The sequence below is a fragment of the Microbacterium sp. 1154 genome (assembly GCF_031455375.1).
Lineage (GTDB): Bacteria > Actinomycetota > Actinomycetes > Actinomycetales > Microbacteriaceae > Microbacterium.
The window spans coordinates 50,568-67,981 of sequence record NZ_JAVDSN010000007.1 but is presented as its reverse complement, the minus strand read 5'-3'; the positions used below and the strand labels follow the sequence as shown (position 1 = coordinate 67,981).

The 17,414-nt window shown below is 69.6% G+C and carries 20 protein-coding genes; 12 read left to right on the top strand and 8 right to left on the bottom strand.

All coding sequences use genetic code 11. The features are described 5' to 3' along the window. Positions 1–12: 12 nt before the first annotated feature. On the top strand, positions 13–1,257 hold the full coding sequence (gene glgC, locus J2X55_RS16315) for a glucose-1-phosphate adenylyltransferase (RefSeq protein ID WP_103209774.1): 1,245 nt from the start codon (positions 13–15) through the stop codon (positions 1,255–1,257). 167 nt (positions 1,258–1,424) lie between these two features. Here the strand turns inward: glgC and J2X55_RS16310 are convergent, their stop codons facing one another. Next, the gene (locus J2X55_RS16310; RefSeq protein WP_115918755.1) at positions 1,425–1,898 is read right to left on the bottom strand and encodes an S-ribosylhomocysteine lyase; all 474 of its coding nucleotides are present in this window, start codon (positions 1,896–1,898) and stop codon (positions 1,425–1,427) included. A 166-nt stretch (positions 1,899–2,064) separates the two neighbouring features. After that, positions 2,065–2,547, bottom strand: a complete 483-nt coding sequence (locus J2X55_RS16305; protein ID WP_309824665.1) for an Lrp/AsnC family transcriptional regulator — start codon at positions 2,545–2,547, stop codon at positions 2,065–2,067. Between the two features lie 125 nt (positions 2,548–2,672). On the opposite strand from J2X55_RS16305, the gene J2X55_RS16300 reads away from it, so the two are divergent. From J2X55_RS16300 to J2X55_RS16290, 3 genes are all read left to right on the top strand, one after another. Next, positions 2,673–3,221: an alpha/beta hydrolase gene (locus tag J2X55_RS16300; protein ID WP_309824664.1), complete on the top strand. Its 549-nt coding sequence runs from the start codon at positions 2,673–2,675 to the stop codon at positions 3,219–3,221. A gap of 96 nt (positions 3,222–3,317) precedes the next feature. After that, on the top strand, positions 3,318–3,959 hold the full coding sequence (gene serB, locus J2X55_RS16295; RefSeq protein ID WP_309824663.1) for a phosphoserine phosphatase SerB: 642 nt from the start codon (positions 3,318–3,320) through the stop codon (positions 3,957–3,959). Positions 3,960–4,077: 118 nt separating this feature from the next. Next, complete coding sequence (locus tag J2X55_RS16290; RefSeq protein WP_309824662.1) at positions 4,078–4,755, top strand: alpha/beta hydrolase; 678 nt, start codon at positions 4,078–4,080, stop codon at positions 4,753–4,755. Between the two features lie 76 nt (positions 4,756–4,831). Here J2X55_RS16290 and fabG read toward each other — a convergent pair whose 3' ends face one another. Then, on the bottom strand, positions 4,832–5,542 hold the full coding sequence (gene fabG, locus J2X55_RS16285; protein WP_309824660.1) for a 3-oxoacyl-ACP reductase FabG: 711 nt from the start codon (positions 5,540–5,542) through the stop codon (positions 4,832–4,834). A 134-nt stretch (positions 5,543–5,676) separates the two neighbouring features. Between fabG and J2X55_RS16280 the strand changes: the two genes are divergently transcribed. The 4 genes from J2X55_RS16280 to J2X55_RS16265 all read left to right on the top strand — a co-directional run bounded on the left by J2X55_RS16280 (position 5,677) and on the right by J2X55_RS16265 (position 8,014). Beyond that, positions 5,677–6,354 (top strand): DUF4190 domain-containing protein, encoded by a 678-nt coding sequence (locus J2X55_RS16280; RefSeq protein WP_309824659.1) that lies wholly within the window; start codon positions 5,677–5,679, stop codon positions 6,352–6,354. A gap of 113 nt (positions 6,355–6,467) precedes the next feature. Beyond that, on the top strand, positions 6,468–6,833 hold the full coding sequence (locus tag J2X55_RS16275; protein WP_309824658.1) for a DUF3099 domain-containing protein: 366 nt from the start codon (positions 6,468–6,470) through the stop codon (positions 6,831–6,833). Further along, entirely contained in the window at positions 6,830–7,036 is a 207-nt protein-coding gene (locus J2X55_RS16270; protein WP_115918771.1) for a hypothetical protein, read from the top strand. The genes J2X55_RS16275 and J2X55_RS16270 overlap by 4 nt, the downstream gene beginning before the upstream one ends. Positions 7,037–7,114: 78 nt before the next feature. Further along, positions 7,115–8,014 (top strand): SURF1 family protein, encoded by a 900-nt coding sequence (locus tag J2X55_RS16265; protein WP_309824657.1) that lies wholly within the window; start codon positions 7,115–7,117, stop codon positions 8,012–8,014. 90 nt (positions 8,015–8,104) lie between these two features. Here J2X55_RS16265 and J2X55_RS16260 read toward each other — a convergent pair whose 3' ends face one another. Both J2X55_RS16260 and J2X55_RS16255 read right to left on the bottom strand, forming a co-directional pair. Further along, entirely contained in the window at positions 8,105–8,542 is a 438-nt protein-coding gene (locus J2X55_RS16260; protein ID WP_309824656.1) for an HAD family hydrolase, read from the bottom strand. Between the two features lie 236 nt (positions 8,543–8,778). Further along, positions 8,779–10,377 carry an ABC-F family ATP-binding cassette domain-containing protein gene (locus J2X55_RS16255; protein WP_115918977.1) on the bottom strand — a complete coding sequence of 533 codons (1,599 nt, stop codon included), beginning with the start codon at positions 10,375–10,377 and terminating at the stop codon, positions 8,779–8,781. Between the two features lie 303 nt (positions 10,378–10,680). Here J2X55_RS16255 and J2X55_RS16250 point away from each other — a divergent pair, with 303 nt between their 5' ends. The 4 genes from J2X55_RS16250 to J2X55_RS16235 are packed head-to-tail and all read left to right on the top strand — an operon-like array spanning position 10,681 to position 14,678. After that, positions 10,681–11,715 carry an iron-siderophore ABC transporter substrate-binding protein gene (locus J2X55_RS16250; protein WP_115918777.1) on the top strand — a complete coding sequence of 345 codons (1,035 nt, stop codon included), beginning with the start codon at positions 10,681–10,683 and terminating at the stop codon, positions 11,713–11,715. Positions 11,716–11,740: 25 nt separating this feature from the next. Then, positions 11,741–12,787, top strand: a complete 1,047-nt coding sequence (locus tag J2X55_RS16245) for an iron ABC transporter permease (protein ID WP_115918779.1) — start codon at positions 11,741–11,743, stop codon at positions 12,785–12,787. Further along, on the top strand, positions 12,784–13,842 hold the full coding sequence (locus tag J2X55_RS16240; protein ID WP_309824655.1) for an iron chelate uptake ABC transporter family permease subunit: 1,059 nt from the start codon (positions 12,784–12,786) through the stop codon (positions 13,840–13,842). Before J2X55_RS16245 ends, J2X55_RS16240 begins: the two co-directional genes overlap by 4 nt. Further along, entirely contained in the window at positions 13,839–14,678 is an 840-nt protein-coding gene (locus J2X55_RS16235; protein ID WP_309824653.1) for an ABC transporter ATP-binding protein, read from the top strand. Before J2X55_RS16240 ends, J2X55_RS16235 begins: the two co-directional genes overlap by 4 nt. A gap of 57 nt (positions 14,679–14,735) precedes the next feature. Here the strand turns inward: J2X55_RS16235 and J2X55_RS16230 are convergent, their stop codons facing one another. The 3 genes from J2X55_RS16230 to J2X55_RS16220 all read right to left on the bottom strand — a co-directional run bounded on the left by J2X55_RS16230 (position 14,736) and on the right by J2X55_RS16220 (position 17,406). After that, positions 14,736–15,665, bottom strand: coding sequence for a siderophore-interacting protein (locus J2X55_RS16230; protein ID WP_309824652.1), 930 nt, complete (start codon positions 15,663–15,665; stop codon positions 14,736–14,738). 70 nt (positions 15,666–15,735) lie between these two features. Then, on the bottom strand, positions 15,736–16,899 hold the full coding sequence (locus J2X55_RS16225; protein ID WP_115918784.1) for a MalY/PatB family protein: 1,164 nt from the start codon (positions 16,897–16,899) through the stop codon (positions 15,736–15,738). A 177-nt stretch (positions 16,900–17,076) separates the two neighbouring features. Further along, positions 17,077–17,406 carry a metal-sulfur cluster assembly factor gene (locus tag J2X55_RS16220; RefSeq protein WP_056232125.1) on the bottom strand — a complete coding sequence of 110 codons (330 nt, stop codon included), beginning with the start codon at positions 17,404–17,406 and terminating at the stop codon, positions 17,077–17,079. Positions 17,407–17,414 lie beyond the last annotated feature (8 nt).

The window sequence follows — 17,414 nt, the reverse complement described above, 5'->3', positions numbered from 1 at the left end:
TAGGGTGGTGCCATGCCTGCAGCGCCGAAGGTCTTCGGAATCATCCTCGCCGGCGGCGAGGGAAAGCGACTCATGCCGTTGACGGCTGACCGCGCCAAACCCGCCGTGCCCTTCGGGGGTCAGTACCGCCTCATCGACTTCGCGATCTCGAATCTCATCAATTCGGGCCTGCGTCAGCTCGTCGTGCTGACGCAGTACAAGTCGCACAGCCTCGACCGCCACATCTCGCAGACGTGGCGCATGTCGCCCATGCTCGGCGCGTACGTGGCCTCGGTCCCCGCGCAGCAGCGACTCGGAAAGCGCTGGTTCTCCGGCTCCGCCGACGCGATCCTGCAGTCGATGAACCTCATCCGCGACGAGAAGCCCGACATCGTCGTCGTCATCGGCGCCGACCACGTGTACCGCATGGACTTCAAGCAGATGCTCGACGCCCACATCGCCTCCGACGCGCGGGCGACGGTCGCCGGCATCCGCCAACCGATCTCGCTCGCGAACCAGTTCGGCGTCATCGACACCGACCCGACCGACCCCACCAAGATCCGCGCCTTCCTCGAGAAGCCGCAGAACCCCGAGGGGTTGGCCGACGCTCCGCACGAGGTGCTCGCGTCGATGGGCAACTACATCTTCGATGCCGACGCCCTGGTCGAGGCCGTCACCCACGACGGCGAGCTGCCGACCTCGGCGCACGACATGGGCGGCGACATCGTCCCCTACTTCGTGAACCGCGGCGAGGCGGCCGTCTACGACTTCAACCGCAACGACGTGCCCGGCTCGACGCCGCGCGACCAGTCGTACTGGCGCGACGTGGGCACGATCGAGTCGTTCTACGACGCGCACATGGACCTGATCTCGACCCTGCCCGTGTTCAACCTCTACAACAACGACTGGCCGATCTACTCGCAGACGTTCAACGCCCCGCCGGCGAAGTTCGTCCGCGACTCGGTCGGGCGCATCGGCAACGCGATCGACTCGATCGTCTCGCTCGGTTCCGTCCTCTCGGGCACCCACCTCGAGCGCAGCGTCGTCGGCCCGTGGGCCCTCGCCGGAGGGGGCTCGACCATCACCGACTCGGTGCTCTTCGACAGCGTGCAGGTCGGCGCGGGAGCGCGGATCCACCGCGCGATCCTCGACAAGAACGTCGTCCTCGAGCCCGGCGCCACCATCGGCGTCGACCGCGAGCGCGACCTCGCCCGCGGCTTCACCGTCACCGAGACCGGAATCACCGTCGTCGGCAAGGACGTGCACGTCCACGCGTGACCCCCGAGGCCGATGACCTCGGATGCGAGAGGGGCGGTGACCGAACTGGTCACCGCCCCTCTTCTGCATCGGGAGGGGGGTTCAGACCCCCACGCGCTCGAAGGCGTCACGCAAGATCCGCGATGAGGCGGGTTGGGCGAGACGCGCTCGCGCGGAGAAGCCCTCTCTCAGACCCCCACGCGCTCGAACGCGTCGCGTGAGATGCCCTTGGCGAGAACGGCCTTCGACCATTCCTTCGCCGTGTGCAGGCTGTGGTCGCGGTAGTTGCCGCAGCTGAACGCGTCGGTCCCCGGGACGTCGTCCCACTCGACGTCTTCGGCGATCGCGCGCAGCGAGTCGGCGATGGCGTCGACGAGGGCCGCGACCTCGGGCTCGCCCCACATGATCACGTGGAAGCCGGTGCGGCAGCCGAACGGCGAGATGTCGATGAGACCGTCGATGCGGTCGCGCACGAGGCTCGCGAGCAGGTGCTCGATGGTGTGGAGCCCGGCGGTGGGGATCTCCTGCTCGTTCGGCTGTACGAGTCGCAGGTCGAAGTTCGAGATGACGTCGCCGCGCGGCCCCGACTCGGTGCCGATGAGGCGTACGTACGGCGCCAGGACCGCCGTGTGGTCCAGGGTGAAACTTTCGACGTCGGCCATGAGGAGGTCCCTTCTGAGGAAGCGGGGGTACCGCACGAGCCTACGCGGGGTGCGTCCCGCGATGACCCCGCGTGACGCCATGCGAGGCGTGTAGCGTCATCCGCCCAGGGAGCAGCGTGGGGTGCCGTAACGCCCCGGCGGACCCCACGCGACGGCCCCGCGACTCTCACGGCCGCGTCGAGCTGGTGCCGGCCATCGCGTCGTCGACGTCTGCCGGCCTGAGGGGCTTGGCAGGGTATTCGCGCAAGACGAGCGCGGTGGTGACGGGGCCGTAGCGCGCGAGGGAGTCGACGATCCTCTCCAGTCGAGCGGCGTCGGCGCAGTGGACGTCGAAGATGAGGCAGTCCTCTCCCGTCACGCGCAGGGTCGAGGCGATCTCGTTCGTCTGCGAGGCGAGCTGCAGGGCGGGGCCGAGCTGCGCGTGCGTCGTGCGCAAGCGGACGACGGCTCGGATGTTCAGACCCACCGAGCCCGCGTGCACGATGGCGCGGTAGCCGGAGATGACGCCCGATTTCTCGAGACGTGAGATGCGGGCGCTGGCAGCGGGTTGCGACAAGCCGACCCGTCGGCCGACCTCCGCACCGGTGAGTCGCCCGTCGTCTTGGAGCAGTTCGAGGATCTGGCGATCGATTCGGTCCAATGGTTCCATCGACTTTCGCTCCTCCTTCTTAGCGATCGCTTGCTGTGCGTGCGCATCCGCGATGATCCCATCATGCTCGAACGCGAAGCCTTGCCGAAGGGCCCGAACAGCGAGAGAAGCAGAGGTGGAGCGTGGTGGGTTACGTCATCGTCCCCGGGATCGGCGGGTCGGACGACTCGCATTGGCAGACACGGTGGGAGCAGCAGTGGGGCGACGAGAGGGCGGTCCGCATCGAGCCGGGGTCGTGGTCTCAGCCCGACCTCCCGGACTGGGTCGGAGCGATCGCGCGAGCGGTCGAGGTCGTGCGGTCACGCCACGGCGATGTCGTGCTGATCGCGCACAGCCTCGGATGCTGGGCGGCAGCGCAGTGGTTGCAGCAGGCGAACCACCCGCATCCCCGAGGGGCGCTCCTCGTCGCCCCGCCGGATCCGACGGGTGCGGCGTTTCCCGCCGACGCCGCCCCCACCTTCGTGAGCGTCGTCGCACGTCCGTTGCCCTGCCCGAGTGTGGTCGTGGCCAGCACGAACGATCCGTACTGCGACGTTCCGACGGCGGAGAAGCTCGCACGGAGCTGGGGCAGCGATCTTGAGGTGGCCGGCGCACTCGGCCACCTGAATTCCGCCAGCGCCCTCGGAGAGTGGCCCGCGGGTCGGAGGGTGCTCGATCAGCTGAGCGCCCGGTGAGCTGTATTTCGGTTGCCAATCCGGCGCCGCGCCGCGGCGAGCGGAACAGTCGGGCGCCGACGAAAGCGTGTTCCTCGAACCGCTAGCGTTGAGCGCGTGCCTGCGACCGCCCGTTTCCTCGTCGTTCTCGACGCCGACTCCACGTTGATCCGCAACGAGGTCATCGAGCTCCTCGCCGATGAGGCCGATCGCGGCGCCGAGGTGGCCGCCGCCACCGAGGCCGCGATGCGCGGCGAGGTCGACTTCGCCACGAGCCTCCGCTCACGGGTGCAGGCGCTCACGGGTGTGTCGACCGACGCATTCGCGCGCGCCATCGCGCGCATCGAGCCCACCCCGGGCGTGCGCGAACTCATCGCCGCCGTGCACGAGCGCGGCGGGGTCGTGGGCGTCGTGTCGGGTGGGTTCCACGAGGTGCTCGACACCGTGGCGCCCGACCTGGGCGTCGACCTGTGGCGCGCGAACCGGCTCGCGGCCGTCGACGGAGTTCTCACGGGAGAGGTCGACGGAGAGATCGTGGATGCCGCGGCCAAGGCCGACACGCTCCGTCGCTGGGCTGCCGAGCTCGGTGTTCCCCTCCCCCTCACCTTCGCGATCGGAGACGGCGCGAACGATCTCGAGATGATGGCGACCGCGGGCCTGGGTCTGGCATTCAACGCCAAGCCCGCCGTGCGCCGGCGCGCGGATCTCGTGGTCGGCCCCGTCGACCTCGCGCAGGTCATCGCCCTCCTCCCCCGCTGACGGGGCGCCCCGGGCTGACGACCGCCCAGGACGATCCCTCCGGCGACGGCCTGCCGCCCCACCGAGCCGACGCGCCGGTCCCCTTCCCGATGTCCGAGGTCCGTTCTACCCTCGCCGCATGGACGTCATCCTGGTTCCCGGTCTCTGGCTCGACGCGTCGTCGTGGGACGACATCACCCCCGCTCTCGAGGCGGCCGGCCATCGCCCTCACCCGTTGACTCTGCCCGGACCAGCCGTGGGCGATCTGGTCGTCGACGACTGGGTCGATGCGGTCGTCGCACAGATCGACCGCATCGGTGGCCGGGTAATCCTCGTCGGGCACTCCGGTGGCGGCAACGTCGTCTGGGGTGCGGCAGACCGTCGGCCCGACCAGGTCGCGCGCGTCATCCTCGTCGACACGATCGTGCCGCATCCGGGCGCGATGATCTCGGAGTTCCCCGTCGAAGACGGCGTCGTTCCCTTTCCCGGGTGGGATTTCTTCGACGAAGACGATGTCGCCGATATCGACGACCACACGCGTCGACGCACCGCGCAGCACGTCGTCGACGTGCCCGGCCGCGTACCGAGCTCACCGATCTCGCTGAACGACGAGAGACGCTTCACCGTGCCCGTGACGATCCTGTCGGGGCAGCTCGATGCGGACTCCCTGCCGCGCGTGCTCGCCGAATGGGGTGCGTACGCCGAGGAGGTCGGCCGGATCGTCGACCTCGAGGTCGTCAGGCTCGGCTCGGGTCACTGGCCGCAGTTCTCGCAGCCCGAACGGTTGGCCGAGAGCCTGGTCGCCGCGGTGCGCTGACGCTGCGCCGCGATCGACGGGGCGATGGCGGCGCGAGAGGTTTTCGAGTTTCCGGGGTGAGCCGGACTCCCCGACCTCAGTGCCCCATGCCGAGACCGCCGTCGACCGGGATCACGGCGCCCGAGATGTATGCGGCGTCGTCACCGGCGAGCCACGTCACAACCCCGGCGACCTCGTCGGGCGAGGCGAAACGCCCGGCGGGGATGTTCTTCTTGTAGTCGGTCTGGGTGTCGGCAGGCAGCTCCGCCGTCATGTCCGTCTCGATGAAGCCCGGTGCGACGACGTTCGCCGTGATTCCGCGGCCGCCGAGTTCGCGCGTGAGGGAGCGGGCGAAGCCGACGAGAGCGCTCTTCGATGCGGCGTAGTTGATCTGACCCGCGGAGCCGTACAGCCCCACGACGCTCGAGATGAGGATGACGCGACCCCAGCGGGCCTTCAGCATGCCCTTCGAGGCGCGCTTGACGACGCGGAACGCGCCGCCGAGGTTTGTGTTCACGACGCTGTCGAAGTCGTCCTCGCTCATCCGGAGCAGCAGAGTGTCCTTCGTGACGCCGGCATTCGCCACGACCACGGCGATCGGTCCGAGTTCGGCCTCCACGCGGGTGAACGCCGCGTCCACGGCAGCGGCGTCGGTCACGTCCGCACGCACGGTCAGCGTTCCTTCCGGCCCCTCGCCGGAGCGGGCGGTCACGGCGACCTTCCATCCCTCGGCGACGAAGCGCTCGGCGATGGCACGACCGATGCCCCGGTTTCCTCCGGTGACGACGACGACGCGGTCCTGGGACATGGTGAGACTCCTGCGCTTGCGGTGACGGAACCGCCCTAGCCTACCGAGGCCGCTCCCCGGCCCCGCCCGGCGAGGTTTGACAGGGGGTCTGCGCCGCTGGAACGCTGGAGGAACGCGCGACGAAAGGGGCTCCCGTGAGCGACGACCGCACCACCGACCCGCAGCACCCCGACCACACGGCGAACGGCGGCGACCAGCCGTCCTCGCCGTACGCTCCGCAGAGCGAGACACCCCCTGCTCCCCCGTACGAGGCAGACGGGCCGTCCGCTTCTGCGGCGCCGTCCGACGACAGCGCCGCACCGTTCGCAAGCGACGCGCCCGCAGCCCCGGCATCCGGCACGCCCGCACCCCCGGCCTACGGAACACCCGCATCCGAGGCCCCCGCCTACGGAACGCCCGCGCCCGACGCGGGTGCCGCCTCCGGCGCGCCCGCTTACGGCGCTCCGGCGTACGGTCAGCCCACGACCTCGACCTACGGGCAGCCGGCGTACGGCACCCCGAACGCGGCCTACGGCTACGGCGGCGCCTACGCCGCCCCCGCGCGCACCAACGTGCTCGCGATCATCTCGCTCGTGGCATCCCTCGTCGGTTTCGTGCTGATCCTGCCGGTGGTGGGCTCGATCGCCGGTGTCATCACGGGCCACATCTCGCTCAAGCAGATCAAGGAACGGGGCGAGCGCGGCCGCGGCATGGCCCTCGCCGGCGTCATCATCGGTTACGTCACCCTGGCCTTCGTGATCCTGTTCGCGATCGGGATCGGAATCCTCATCGCCAACAGCGCCGCCACGAGTTACTCGCGTTACGGCGCCTGACGATCGCGGTCCTGCCGCCGGGTGCTCGGGTGCCCGGCGGCTTGTCACGACGTCGAAGAGTCGCCGCACGGGCGCGCCCTGTGCGATCCCCACGGGCGTACCCTGATAGCACTGTGAAGACATCGCACACCGCTCAGTCCGCGACGTCGCTCCCCAAGGCGCCGAGGGAGGACGCCGACTCCCGTTTCGCCAAGTACATGGTGATGATGGGGATCCGCATCGCCTGCTTCATCGCCATGGCCGTCGTCACGCCGTACGGCTGGTACACCTTCGTGTTCGCCGCCGGAGCGATCTTCCTGCCCTACCTCGCGGTCATCGTGGCCAATGTCGGTGCCGACCAGGGCTCCACCGAAGCGATCAACCCCGAGCGCGCGATCGAGGCTCCGTCCACCGCTCCCGCGCCCGCCGCCGCGGGTCCCGTCGTCATCCGCATCGCCGAGACGCCGCGCCTCGACCCGCCGCGCGACGACCGCTCGTGACGGACGAGCCCGCCGAGTGCTCGCGGGCCGGATGCCGAGACACCGCCGTTTGGGCGATCCACTGGCGCAATCCGCGCATCCACACGGCCGATCGTCGCAAGACCTGGGTCGCGTGCGACGAGCACGTCGCCTACCTGCGCGAGTTCCTCAGCGCCCGCGATTTCCCCGTCGAGGTCGCCGCCCTGTCGAGTGAGCGCGCGTGACCGCCTCCGCGACCGACGTACCCTGGAAGACGTGGTCGTGACGGTCGGAGTCAACGTGCGCAGCGGGTGGTGCGCACGATGAGCGCGCGCGAAATGCCCGCGGCCGGGCGGTGGGCCATCTACGTCGGTGTCGCGATCCTGTTCGCGATCGCCTGCGGCTTCCTGTCGAACTGGCAGTTCTCACGCAACGCCGAGCGCAGCGAGCAACTGCAGCTCGTCGCCGACAACTACGACGCCACCCCCGTCCCCCTCGGCGACCTCCTCGCTCCCGGCGCCGAGCTGAACCCCGGCGACGAATGGCGCCCCGTACGCATGCAGGGGCGGTACCTCTCCGACGAGCAGCTGCTGGTCCGCAACCGCGCGCACGGCGGTTCGGCGGCGTTCGAACAGCTCGTGCCGTTCCGACTCGACGACGGTCGCACCTTCCTCGTCGACCGCGGGTGGCTCGCACCCGGCAACCAGCAGTCGGAGCCCGACGACATCCCCGCACCTCCCTCCGGGGACGTGACGGTCGAGGTGCGCCTGCGCCCCGAAGAGGCCGCACCGACCTCGGGCCGTACCGCCGAAGCCGGTCAGGTACCGACCATCAACCTCGGGCTGGTCGAGCAACAGACCGGTCCCATCGAGCAGGGCGCCTACGGGCTCCTCATGTCGGAGTCCCCCGCCCCCGCAAGCGCCCCCGCCCAGGTCGATCCGCCGAGCAACGACCCCGGCCCGTACCTCTCGTACGCGGTGCAGTGGATCCTGTTCGCCGTGATGGGCTTCGGCTTCCTCACCTACGTGATCGTCAACGAACGCAAGCTCCGGCGCGAAGAAGACGACGACGACGAGGGCGACGAGGTCGTCGAACAGCTCCCGGTACCCGAGAAGGCCCACGCTGAGCGCCGCCGCGTCGACCCGGTCGCCCTGCACCGCTCGCGCAAGCGCCCGAAGGACCGTGACGCCGACGACGAGGACGCCCTGCTCGACGCCCGCTGAGCACGGGAGAAGGCGAGGGATGCCGAGACGCGTCGCATTCGGCGACTCCCACGTCACAGCTCGACGTGGGAAGAACCTTCCACCCGAGCTTCAGAACCCGCGCTGCACCAGTTCGCTGACGTCGGCCAGGGACGTGATCCGAAGATCAGCCAAGGCGGCCTCGTCCCTCAGCGCGTGCAGATGCCCCCACGGCCCTCGGCGCAAGAAGGCCGTCCGCATCCCCAGGTCGCGTGCGGGCAGGATGTCGTTGTCCAGACGGTCGCCGACGTAGAGCACCTGCTCGGGCGATGACGCACACGCCGCCAAGACCTTCTCGAAGAATTCTCGCGACGGCTTCGCCGCGCCCCAGTCAGCGGAGGAACCGACGAAGTCGGCCGCGAAGCCGAGGTCAGCGAGTTGCCGAACTGCGCCCCTCGGTTGATTCCCCGCGATTCCCACGATGTAGCCAGCCTCGCGCGCCGACTGCAGGCACTCGAAGGCATCGGGATAGAGGTCGACGAGCTGGATCCGGGCGGGTCTTCGGGGCATTCACACACAGGACATCCCAGACGCGCCGATGATCCTCGTCTCGCTCGATCAGCCCTCCCAGCACTCCCATGACGGACAACGGGGTCGCGCCGATCTCGTGAGCCCAGGTGCTCCACAATCGTGTTTCGTCCACCAGCGTCTCGCCGACGTCGAAGACGATCGCTCTGACGTCATCCGGAATGCGTTGACCGGTCATTCCGCGATGCTGGCATGCCCAGTCGACAAGCGCGACCTGCTTACGCCAGCGTGATCAGATCCGCGTAGTCGCGGCCCCAGATGTCTTCGACGCCGTCCGGGAGGATCAGCACGCGCTCGGGGTTCAGCGCCTCGACGGCGCCCTCATCGTGCGAGACGAGCACGACAGCGCCCTCGTAGTGCGACAGGGCGCCGAGGATCTCTTCACGCGAGGCGGGGTCGAGGTTGTTGGTGGGCTCGTCGAGCAGCAGCATGTTGGCCGACGAGACCACGAGCGTCGCGAGCGACAGACGCGTCTTCTCGCCACCGGACAGCACCCCGGCGGGCTTCAGCACGTCGTCGCCGACGAAGAGGAACGACCCGAGCACCTTGCGCGCCTCGGTCGCCGTGATGTGCGGGGCCGACGACATCATGTTCTCGAGCACCGAACGGTTGACGTCGAGGTTCTCGTGCTCCTGGGCGTAATAGCCGATCTTGAGGCCGTGGCCGGGCTCGAGCTGCCCGGTGTCGGGCTGGTCGACGCCGGCGAGGATGCGCAGCAGCGTCGTCTTCCCCGCACCGTTCAGCCCGAGGATGACCACGCGCGAACCGCGGTCGATGGCGAGGTCGACATCGGTGAAGATCTCGAGCGAACCGTACGACTTCGACAGACCGGAGGCCATGAGCGGCGTCTTGCCGCAGGGCGCGGGCTTGGGGAACCGCAGCTTCGCGACACGCTCTTCGGCACGCACCTCGTCGAGACCCGAGAGCATCTTCTCGGCGCGCGCGACCATCTGGTGCGCGGCCGCGGCCTTCGAGGCCTTGGCACCGAAGCGCGCCGCTTGCAGCTGCAGGGCCGTGGCCTTCTTCTCGACGTTGACGCGCTCCTTCTTGCGGCGCTCCTCGTCGGCCACCCGCTGACGCAGGTAGTTCTTCCAGTTCATGTTGTAGACGTCGATGACCTGGCGATTGGCATCCAGGTAGAAGACGCGGTTGACGGTCTCGCCGACCAGCTCGACGTCGTGCGAGATCACGATGAGCCCGCCCTTGTAGCCCTTGAGGAACTCGCGCAGCCACACGACGCTGTCGGCGTCGAGGTGGTTGGTCGGCTCGTCGAGGATCATCGTCTGCGCGTCGGAGAAGAGGATGCGCGCGAGCTCGATGCGGCGCCGCTGACCACCCGAGAGGGTCTTCAGCGGCTGATCGAGGATGCGGTCGGGAAGAGAGAGGTTGTGAGCGATGGATGCCGCTTCGGCCTCGGCCGCGTATCCACCGGCAGCCTCGAAGCGCTCCGTGAGGTTGGCATACTTCTTCATCGCCTTCGCGGCGACGGCGGGGTCGTCGTCACCCATCGCCATCGACGCCTCGTGCATCCCGAGGGCGAGCGAGCCCAGACCGCGGGCGTCGAGGATGCGCGTACGCGCGAGCATCTCGGGGTCTCCCGAGCGCGGGTCCTGCGGCAGGTAACCCAGCTCACCCGAACGATCGACGCCGCCGTTCGCGGGCAACAGGTCGCCGGCGAGCACCTTGGTCAGCGTCGTCTTGCCGGCACCGTTGCGCCCGACGAGGCCGATCTTGTCGCCGTCGGAGACGCGGAACGCCACGTCGGACATGAGCACGCGGGCACCCACGCGGATCTCGAGGTCGTGCACGGCGAGCACAGCGAACGTCCGTTCTTCGGGGATGGGGAAACCGGCCGACATGGCCAGCCACCCAGTATAAGACGCGCCCCTGCGTGCCCGCCGACAGCGCGGTCATGGTCGGGCGACGACGCCCGGGCGAGAGCTGCGACCAAACGACCGCGCCCTGCGGATGCCGACGATCCGGGCGCGACGAATAACGCACCGCGAGAGTGTCTCGACGCCGAGGAGTTCGGCCTGTCCCTCTGGCATCCGGGTTTGCGTTCTGCCCCGAGGACTGACCTAAACTAAGCCTATCCTTACCTAACACGCAGGAGGCTCTTCGTGTCCCGATTCCGCGCACTGGCGGCACTCGCCGTCGGTTCCGCCCTCGTCCTGACCGGCTGCGCCGGCACCTCGGCAGCCGCTCCCGGCGCCTCCGAGTCGACCGACGGGGATGCCGCATTCCCCTTGACGCTCAGCAACGTCTTCGGCGAGACGACCATCCCCGCCAAGCCCGAGCGCGTCGTCACGGTCGACTGGGGCAACCAGGACGTCGCCCTGGCGCTCGGTGTCGTTCCCGTCGCCATGCCCAAGGTGATCTACGGAGACGAAGACGGCGACGGACTCCTCCCCTGGACGAAGGACAAGCTCGCCGAACTCGGCGCGCAGACGCCCGTCCTGATGGACGAGACCAACGGCTACGACTACGAGGCGATCTCCGACGCTCGGCCCGACGTCATCCTCGCCGCCTACTCCGGCATGACCCAGGAGCAGTACGACACGCTCAGCAAGATCGCGCCGGTCGTCACCTTCCAGGACGTCGCGTGGGGCACCACCTGGCAGGACATGACCGTCCTCGACGGCACGGCGCTCGGCCTGAAGGACGAGGCCGAGCAGATCGTCGCCGACAAGGAGAAGCACATCACCGACGAGGCGGCGAAGTACCCCGCCATCGCCGGCAAGAAGTCGCTCCTCACCTACTTCGACCCGACCAACCTGTCGACCCTCGGCTTCTACAACACGCTCGACCCGCGCATGGGCTACCTCGAGGAGCTCGGCCTCGCCCCGTCGTCATACGTCGCCTCGCAGTCGGCAGCGTCCGACACCTTCTGGTTCACGCCCAGCACGGAGCAGATCGAGAACTTCACCGACGTCCAGGTGATGGTGGCCTACGGCGCCGACGGCATGATCTCCGCGATGCAGGCCGACCCGCTGCTGTCGAAGGTGCCGGCCGTGGCGAACGGTGCGATCGCCGTGATCACGAGTGGTTCCACCCTCTCGTCGGCCATCACCCCGACGCCGCTGAACATCGGATCGACCTACGGCGACGAGTACATCGGCCTCGTGGGAGCTGCAGCCGCGAAGGCCGCGTCCTGATGCCGACGCCCCACCCGTCGGAGCGATGAGCACTCTCGCTCCGGCCCTCTCCGCCCCCGGCGACGCCCGCCCGCGTCGCTGGGGGCGGAGACGTGCGGTCGGTGTCGCCGCTCTCGTCATCGTGCTCGTCGTCGCGGCGATCCTCTCGGTGACCTTCGGTGCGCGTGACGTGACCGCGGCCGACATCTGGTCCGGGCTCACCGGATCCACCGACACCGCCTCGGCGGCCGCGGTCGCCAAGCGGGTCCCCCGCACGCTCCTCGCGGTCCTCGTCGGCGCAGCCCTCGCGGTCTCGGGTGCGGTGCTGCAGGGAGCTACCCGCAACCCTCTCGCCGACCCGCAGATCCTCGGCATCAACGGCGGCGCCGGACTGGCGATCGTCGTCGGGATCGCCTTCTTCGGGCTCGGATCGGCGACGTCGTACATCTGGGTGGGACTGATCGGTGCCGCAGGTGCTGCGGTGCTGGTCTACGCGATCGGCTCGCTCGGTCGCGGCGGGGCGACGCCGTTGCGTCTCGCGCTCGCCGGCGCGGTGAGCGCCGTCGCCTTCAGCTCCCTCACGAGCGCCGTCCTCCTGCCGCGCATCAATGTCATGAACGAGTTCCGTTTCTGGCAGATCGGCGGCGTCGGTGGCGCGACCTTCGAGACGATCCTGCAGGTGCTGCCCTTCCTCCTGGCCGGTCTCGTGATCTGCCTCGCCAGCTCGACGTCTTTGAACACGCTCGCCCTCGGAGACGAGCTCGCCGCGGGCCTCGGCGCTCGCGTCCGCACCGCCCGACTCCTCTCCACGGGGGGCGCCGTGATCCTGTGCGGCGCCGCGACCGCGGTCGCCGGCCCCATCGGCTTCGTCGGGCTCGTCGTCCCGCACATGATCCGCTTGCTCGTCGGCGTCGACCACCGGTGGCTGCTGCCGGTCTCGGCCCTCGGCGGAGCCGCGCTCCTCACGCTCGGAGACGTCGTGGGCCGCCTGGTCGCACGTCCCGAGGAAATCGAGGTCGGTATCGTCACCGCTCTGGTCGGGGCTCCGTTCTTCATCGCGCTGGTCCGGCGACAGAGGATGAGGGCGCTGTGATCGACGCACTCACCAGCCCCGCGCCTCCCGCCCTGGCCTCCGTCGTCGCCGGCCGGAAGAGTCGTCGCCGGAAATGGGCGCTGGTCACCGGCATCCTGGCCCTTCTCGTCGTCGGCGCGTTCTCGTTGTCGCTCATGCTGGGCCAGACCGTCTACTCCCCGAGCGACGTGTGGGGCGTCCTCACGGGACAACGCGTCCCGGGAGCATCGTTCACCGTGGGCGAGCTGCGGCTGCCCCGCGCGGTGACCGCGCTGTTCACGGGCCTGTGCTTCGGCATGGGAGGTGTGGTCTTCCAGTCGATGCTGCGCAATGCCCTCGCGAGTCCCGACGTCATCGGCATCAACACCGGGGCGAGCGCGGCTGCCGTCATCGGCATCGTCGTCTTCGGGATGGGCGAGACGACGGTGTCGTTCCTCGCGATGGCCGCGGCCCTCGCCGCCGCGCTCACGATCTACCTGCTCGCCTACCGCAACGGCGGCTCGGGGGCACGCCTGATCCTCGTCGGCATCGGCGTCGCGGCGATGTGCCAGGCCGTGGTGTCGTACGTGATCGCACGCGCCGCGGAATACGACCTCCCCGCCGCGATGCGCTGGATCACCGGCAACCTGAACGACGCGACGTGGGACCGCGCCCTGCCGGTCGCCGGCGCGGTCATCGTCCTCGCCCCGGTTCTCCTCGGCCTGTCCGGCCGCCTCGAGATCCTCCGCATGGGCGATGACACCGCCGCCGCCGTCGGTCTCCCCGTCGAGCGGAGTCGGCTGCTGCTCATCGTCGCCGCGGTGGGCCTGCTGGCCTTCGGCACGGCCGCCGCGGGCCCCATCGCCTTCGTGTCGTTCCTGGCCGGCCCCATCGCCGTGCGTCTGCTCGGGCCGGTCGGCTCCCCCATCCTGCCCGCGGGTCTGGTCGGCGCCCTCCTGGTGCTCGTGGCGGACTACTGCGCCCAGTACGCGTTCGGCACGCGTCTGCCCGTGGGCGTCATCACCGGTGTGCTCGGCGCGCCGTATCTCATCTATCTGCTCGTTCGCAGCAGCCGAACCGGAGGAACCACGCTATGACCGTCGAGCGCTCCCTCGTCGCCGAGGCCGTCACCCTCGGCTACGGAGACCGGACCATCGTCGACTCGCTCGACCTGCAGATCCCGCCGGGGAAAGTGACGACCATCGTCGGTGCGAACGCGTGCGGCAAGTCGACGCTGCTCAAGGCCATGGCGCGTCTGCTGACGCCGGCAGCGGGTCAGGTGCTGCTGGACGGCAAGTCCATCCACCGTCAGCCCACCAAGCAGGTCGCGCGCGTGCTCGGGCTCCTCCCCCAGTCGCCGATCGCCCCCGACGGCATCGCTGTGTCGGATCTCGTCAGCCGCGGCCGCCACCCCCACCAGGGTGCGCTGTCGCGTTGGACGAGCGCCGACGACGCCGCGGTGGCACGCGCTCTCGACGCCACCGACGTCGCGCACCTCGCCGATCGCCCCGTCGACGAACTCAGTGGTGGCCAGCGCCAGCGGGTCTGGATCGCGATGGCCCTCGCGCAGGAGACCGACGTCCTCCTGCTCGACGAGCCCACGACGTTCCTCGACATCAGCCATCAGATCGACGTCCTCGACCTGCTGGCCGACCTCAACCGCGACCGCGGAACCACCGTGGCCATGGTGCTGCACGATCTCAACCTCGCCGCCCGGTACGCCGACCACCTCGTGGCCATGGCGCAGGGCGAGGTCATCGCGGCGGGAGATCCCTCCGACGTCCTCACCGAGGACACCGTGCGCCGCGTCTTCGGCCTCGACAGCCGCGTCGTGCCCGACCCGCTGACCGGGCGACCCATGGTGATCCCCGTCGGCCGGCATCACACGGTGGCCGAGCCGGAGCAAGCGCAGACGGTCTCGGCCGACGCATGACGAAAGCCCCGGCCTCGGCCGGGGCTTTCATCGTTCGGGGCACGAAGCGCCCGGAGTTCAGGCCGTGCGCTCGACCTGACCGGCGCGCCAGTAACCCATGAAGGCGACGCGTCCGCGATCGACACCGCAGCCCGAGACGAGCATCCGGCGCAGCAGCTTCACCGTCGAGGACTCGCCCGCGATCCAGGCGTAGAACTCCCCCTCCGCGTCGGCGGGGCTGTCCCACAGCAGGTCGACGTCGAGGTCGATCTCCTCGAGCACCTGCGGCCGGGGCGCGGCCGCCCGCGCCAGAACGTCACCGGATGCCGCGGTCCAGGCCTCCACGGCCTCGACCAGCGCCTCGCCGTGAGGCCGTTCGCCCCTCGGGAGCCAGTGCACGCGCGCGTTCCCGCTGCGCACCGGGAGCGCGTCGTCGACATCGGGGACCTCGATGAACGCGTCGACCTCGAGCCCCGGCTCGAGCCCCTCGAGCACCGCGCAGATCGCGGGGGCGGCGGTCTCATCACCGGCCAACACGATGCGACGCGCCGTGCCGGGGTGGAAGTCGATGCCCTGCGCCGACTCGGGGCTGCGCGCATCGGGGCCGACGACGACAAGGTGGTCTCCGGTCGTCGCCGACTCGGCCCACGAACCCGCGGGCCCGGCGTCGTGGTGGACGACGAAGTCGATGTCGAGCTCCCGCGCCTCGGGGTCGATCCGGCGCACGGTGTAGGTGCGGAACGGCATGCGTTCGTCGTCGGGCAGATCGCGCCAGCGGGTGTACCACTCGCCGTTGGCGATGGCATCCGGGTCGTCCTGTCCGATGTCGCAGACGGTGCCGTCGCGACCGGGCAGCACCAGTTTGACGCGCTGGTCCCGACGATCGGTGCCGAAGACGTCGAAGTCGGGAGAAGTGAACGTCACGCGCACGAAGTGCGGCGAGAGTCGCCGCACCTCCTTCACCACGGCGACGTACGGGCGGTAGGCGGGACGCGTGGCAGTGATCACAAGATAAGGATATCCTTACCTTCCCCCGGAATGCCACGCCGCTGCCTCGACGGCGAGCGAACGGGCCGCGCTATCCGCGATCGACGAGCTTCCCGACCCGCTCGATCGCCTCGCGCAGCACCTCGGGGGCGCACCCGACGTTGATCCGCACGTGCCCCACACCCTCAACTCCGAAGAGGGGCCCGTGGTGCAGGGCGACCTGAGCCTCGCGCCGGATGAAGGGAGCGGGATTGTCGCCCCAGCCGTAGGCCGAGACGTCGACCCACGCGAGGAACCCCGCCTCGGGGATCCGGTACCGCGCGAGGGGCAGGTGTTCGGCGAGAAGGTCGGCGAGCAGCCGTCGATTGTCGTCCAGAGCCACGAGCAGCGAGGCGAGCCACCCGTCGCTGTCGGCGGAGAACGCGGCACGATTCGCGAGGACGCCGAACAGCCCCGCTCGCCACTCCACCTCCCACGGGAGGCCCCGGACGACCGCGGCCGTGTCCTCCGCCCCCGTCACGATGACCGCGCACTTCAAGCCCGCGAGGTTGTACGTCTTGCTCGCGCTCGTCACGATGTAGCCGACCGCGGCGGCCTCGTCGCCGGCATCCAGGAACGGCGTGAACACCGCCGGGGCGTGCGTGAGGGGCGCGTGGATCTCGTCGCTGACCACGCTCGCGCCGTAGCGGTACGCGAGACGCGCGAGCGCCGCGAGGGAGTCGCGGGAATGGACGGTGCCGGTGGGGTTGTGCGGGTTGCACAGCAGCACGGCCCGGGCGCCGCCGGCCAGTGCCCGCTCGATGCCGTCGAGGTCGAGGCTCCAGCGCTGACCGTCGTCGACCAGCGGAACGCGCTCGACCACGGCCCCCGCCTCTTCGACGGTGTCGTAGAACGGCGGATAGACGGGCGGCGTCACGATCACACGGTCGCCGGGAGAGGTCACCGCGCGCAGCACCTCGACGACGCCCATCATCACGTCGCCCGTCCAGCGGATGCGCGCCGGATCCGGCCGCCACCCCCACTGACGCTCCGCGAAGTCGGCGAAGTCGAGATCGATCCCGGGCCGCGGCGGGGTGTACCCCGTGTCGCCGATCTCGACGGCGCGGTGCAGTGCGGACGTGATGGCCGGCGCGAGCGGGTAGTCGGTCTCGGCGACGAACATGGGGATCACGTCATCGTCGTAGGAACGCCACTTCGTGCTGCTGCGCTGACGCAGGAGCTCGAGCGGCAGGGCCTGCAACGGGAGAACGCTCATGCGAAAAGCCTAACGAGAGGCCCGGATGCCGAGTACTCCACGCGTCAGAGGAGGACACACGAGCGCAGACCCCGGACCCTCGCCGCCGCACGGCGTCCACGGGGCGCCGGGGTCCCGGCATCCGGAAACGACGAACGCCCACCCCGTGAGGAGTGGGCGTTCGTGGTGATCGGGATCTCAGATCGCGAAGCCGAGAGCGCGCATCATGTCGCGGCCGTCGTCGGTGATCCGCTCGGGACCCCACGGCGGCATCCACACCCAGTTGATGCGGAAGCGTTCCACGACGTTGTCGAGGGCCTGCGCGGTCTGCTCTTCGAGCACGTCGGTCAGCGGGCAGCCGGCCGAGGTGAGGGTCATGTGGATGACGAGCGCGTCGTTCTCGTCATCCCAGGCGAGATCGTAGATGAGGCCGAGGTCGACGACGTTGATCCCCAGTTCGGGGTCCATGACGTCTTTGAGAGCCTCGGTGACCTCGTCGTACTTCTCGGGAGCGAGCGTTGCGGTCATGTAACGAT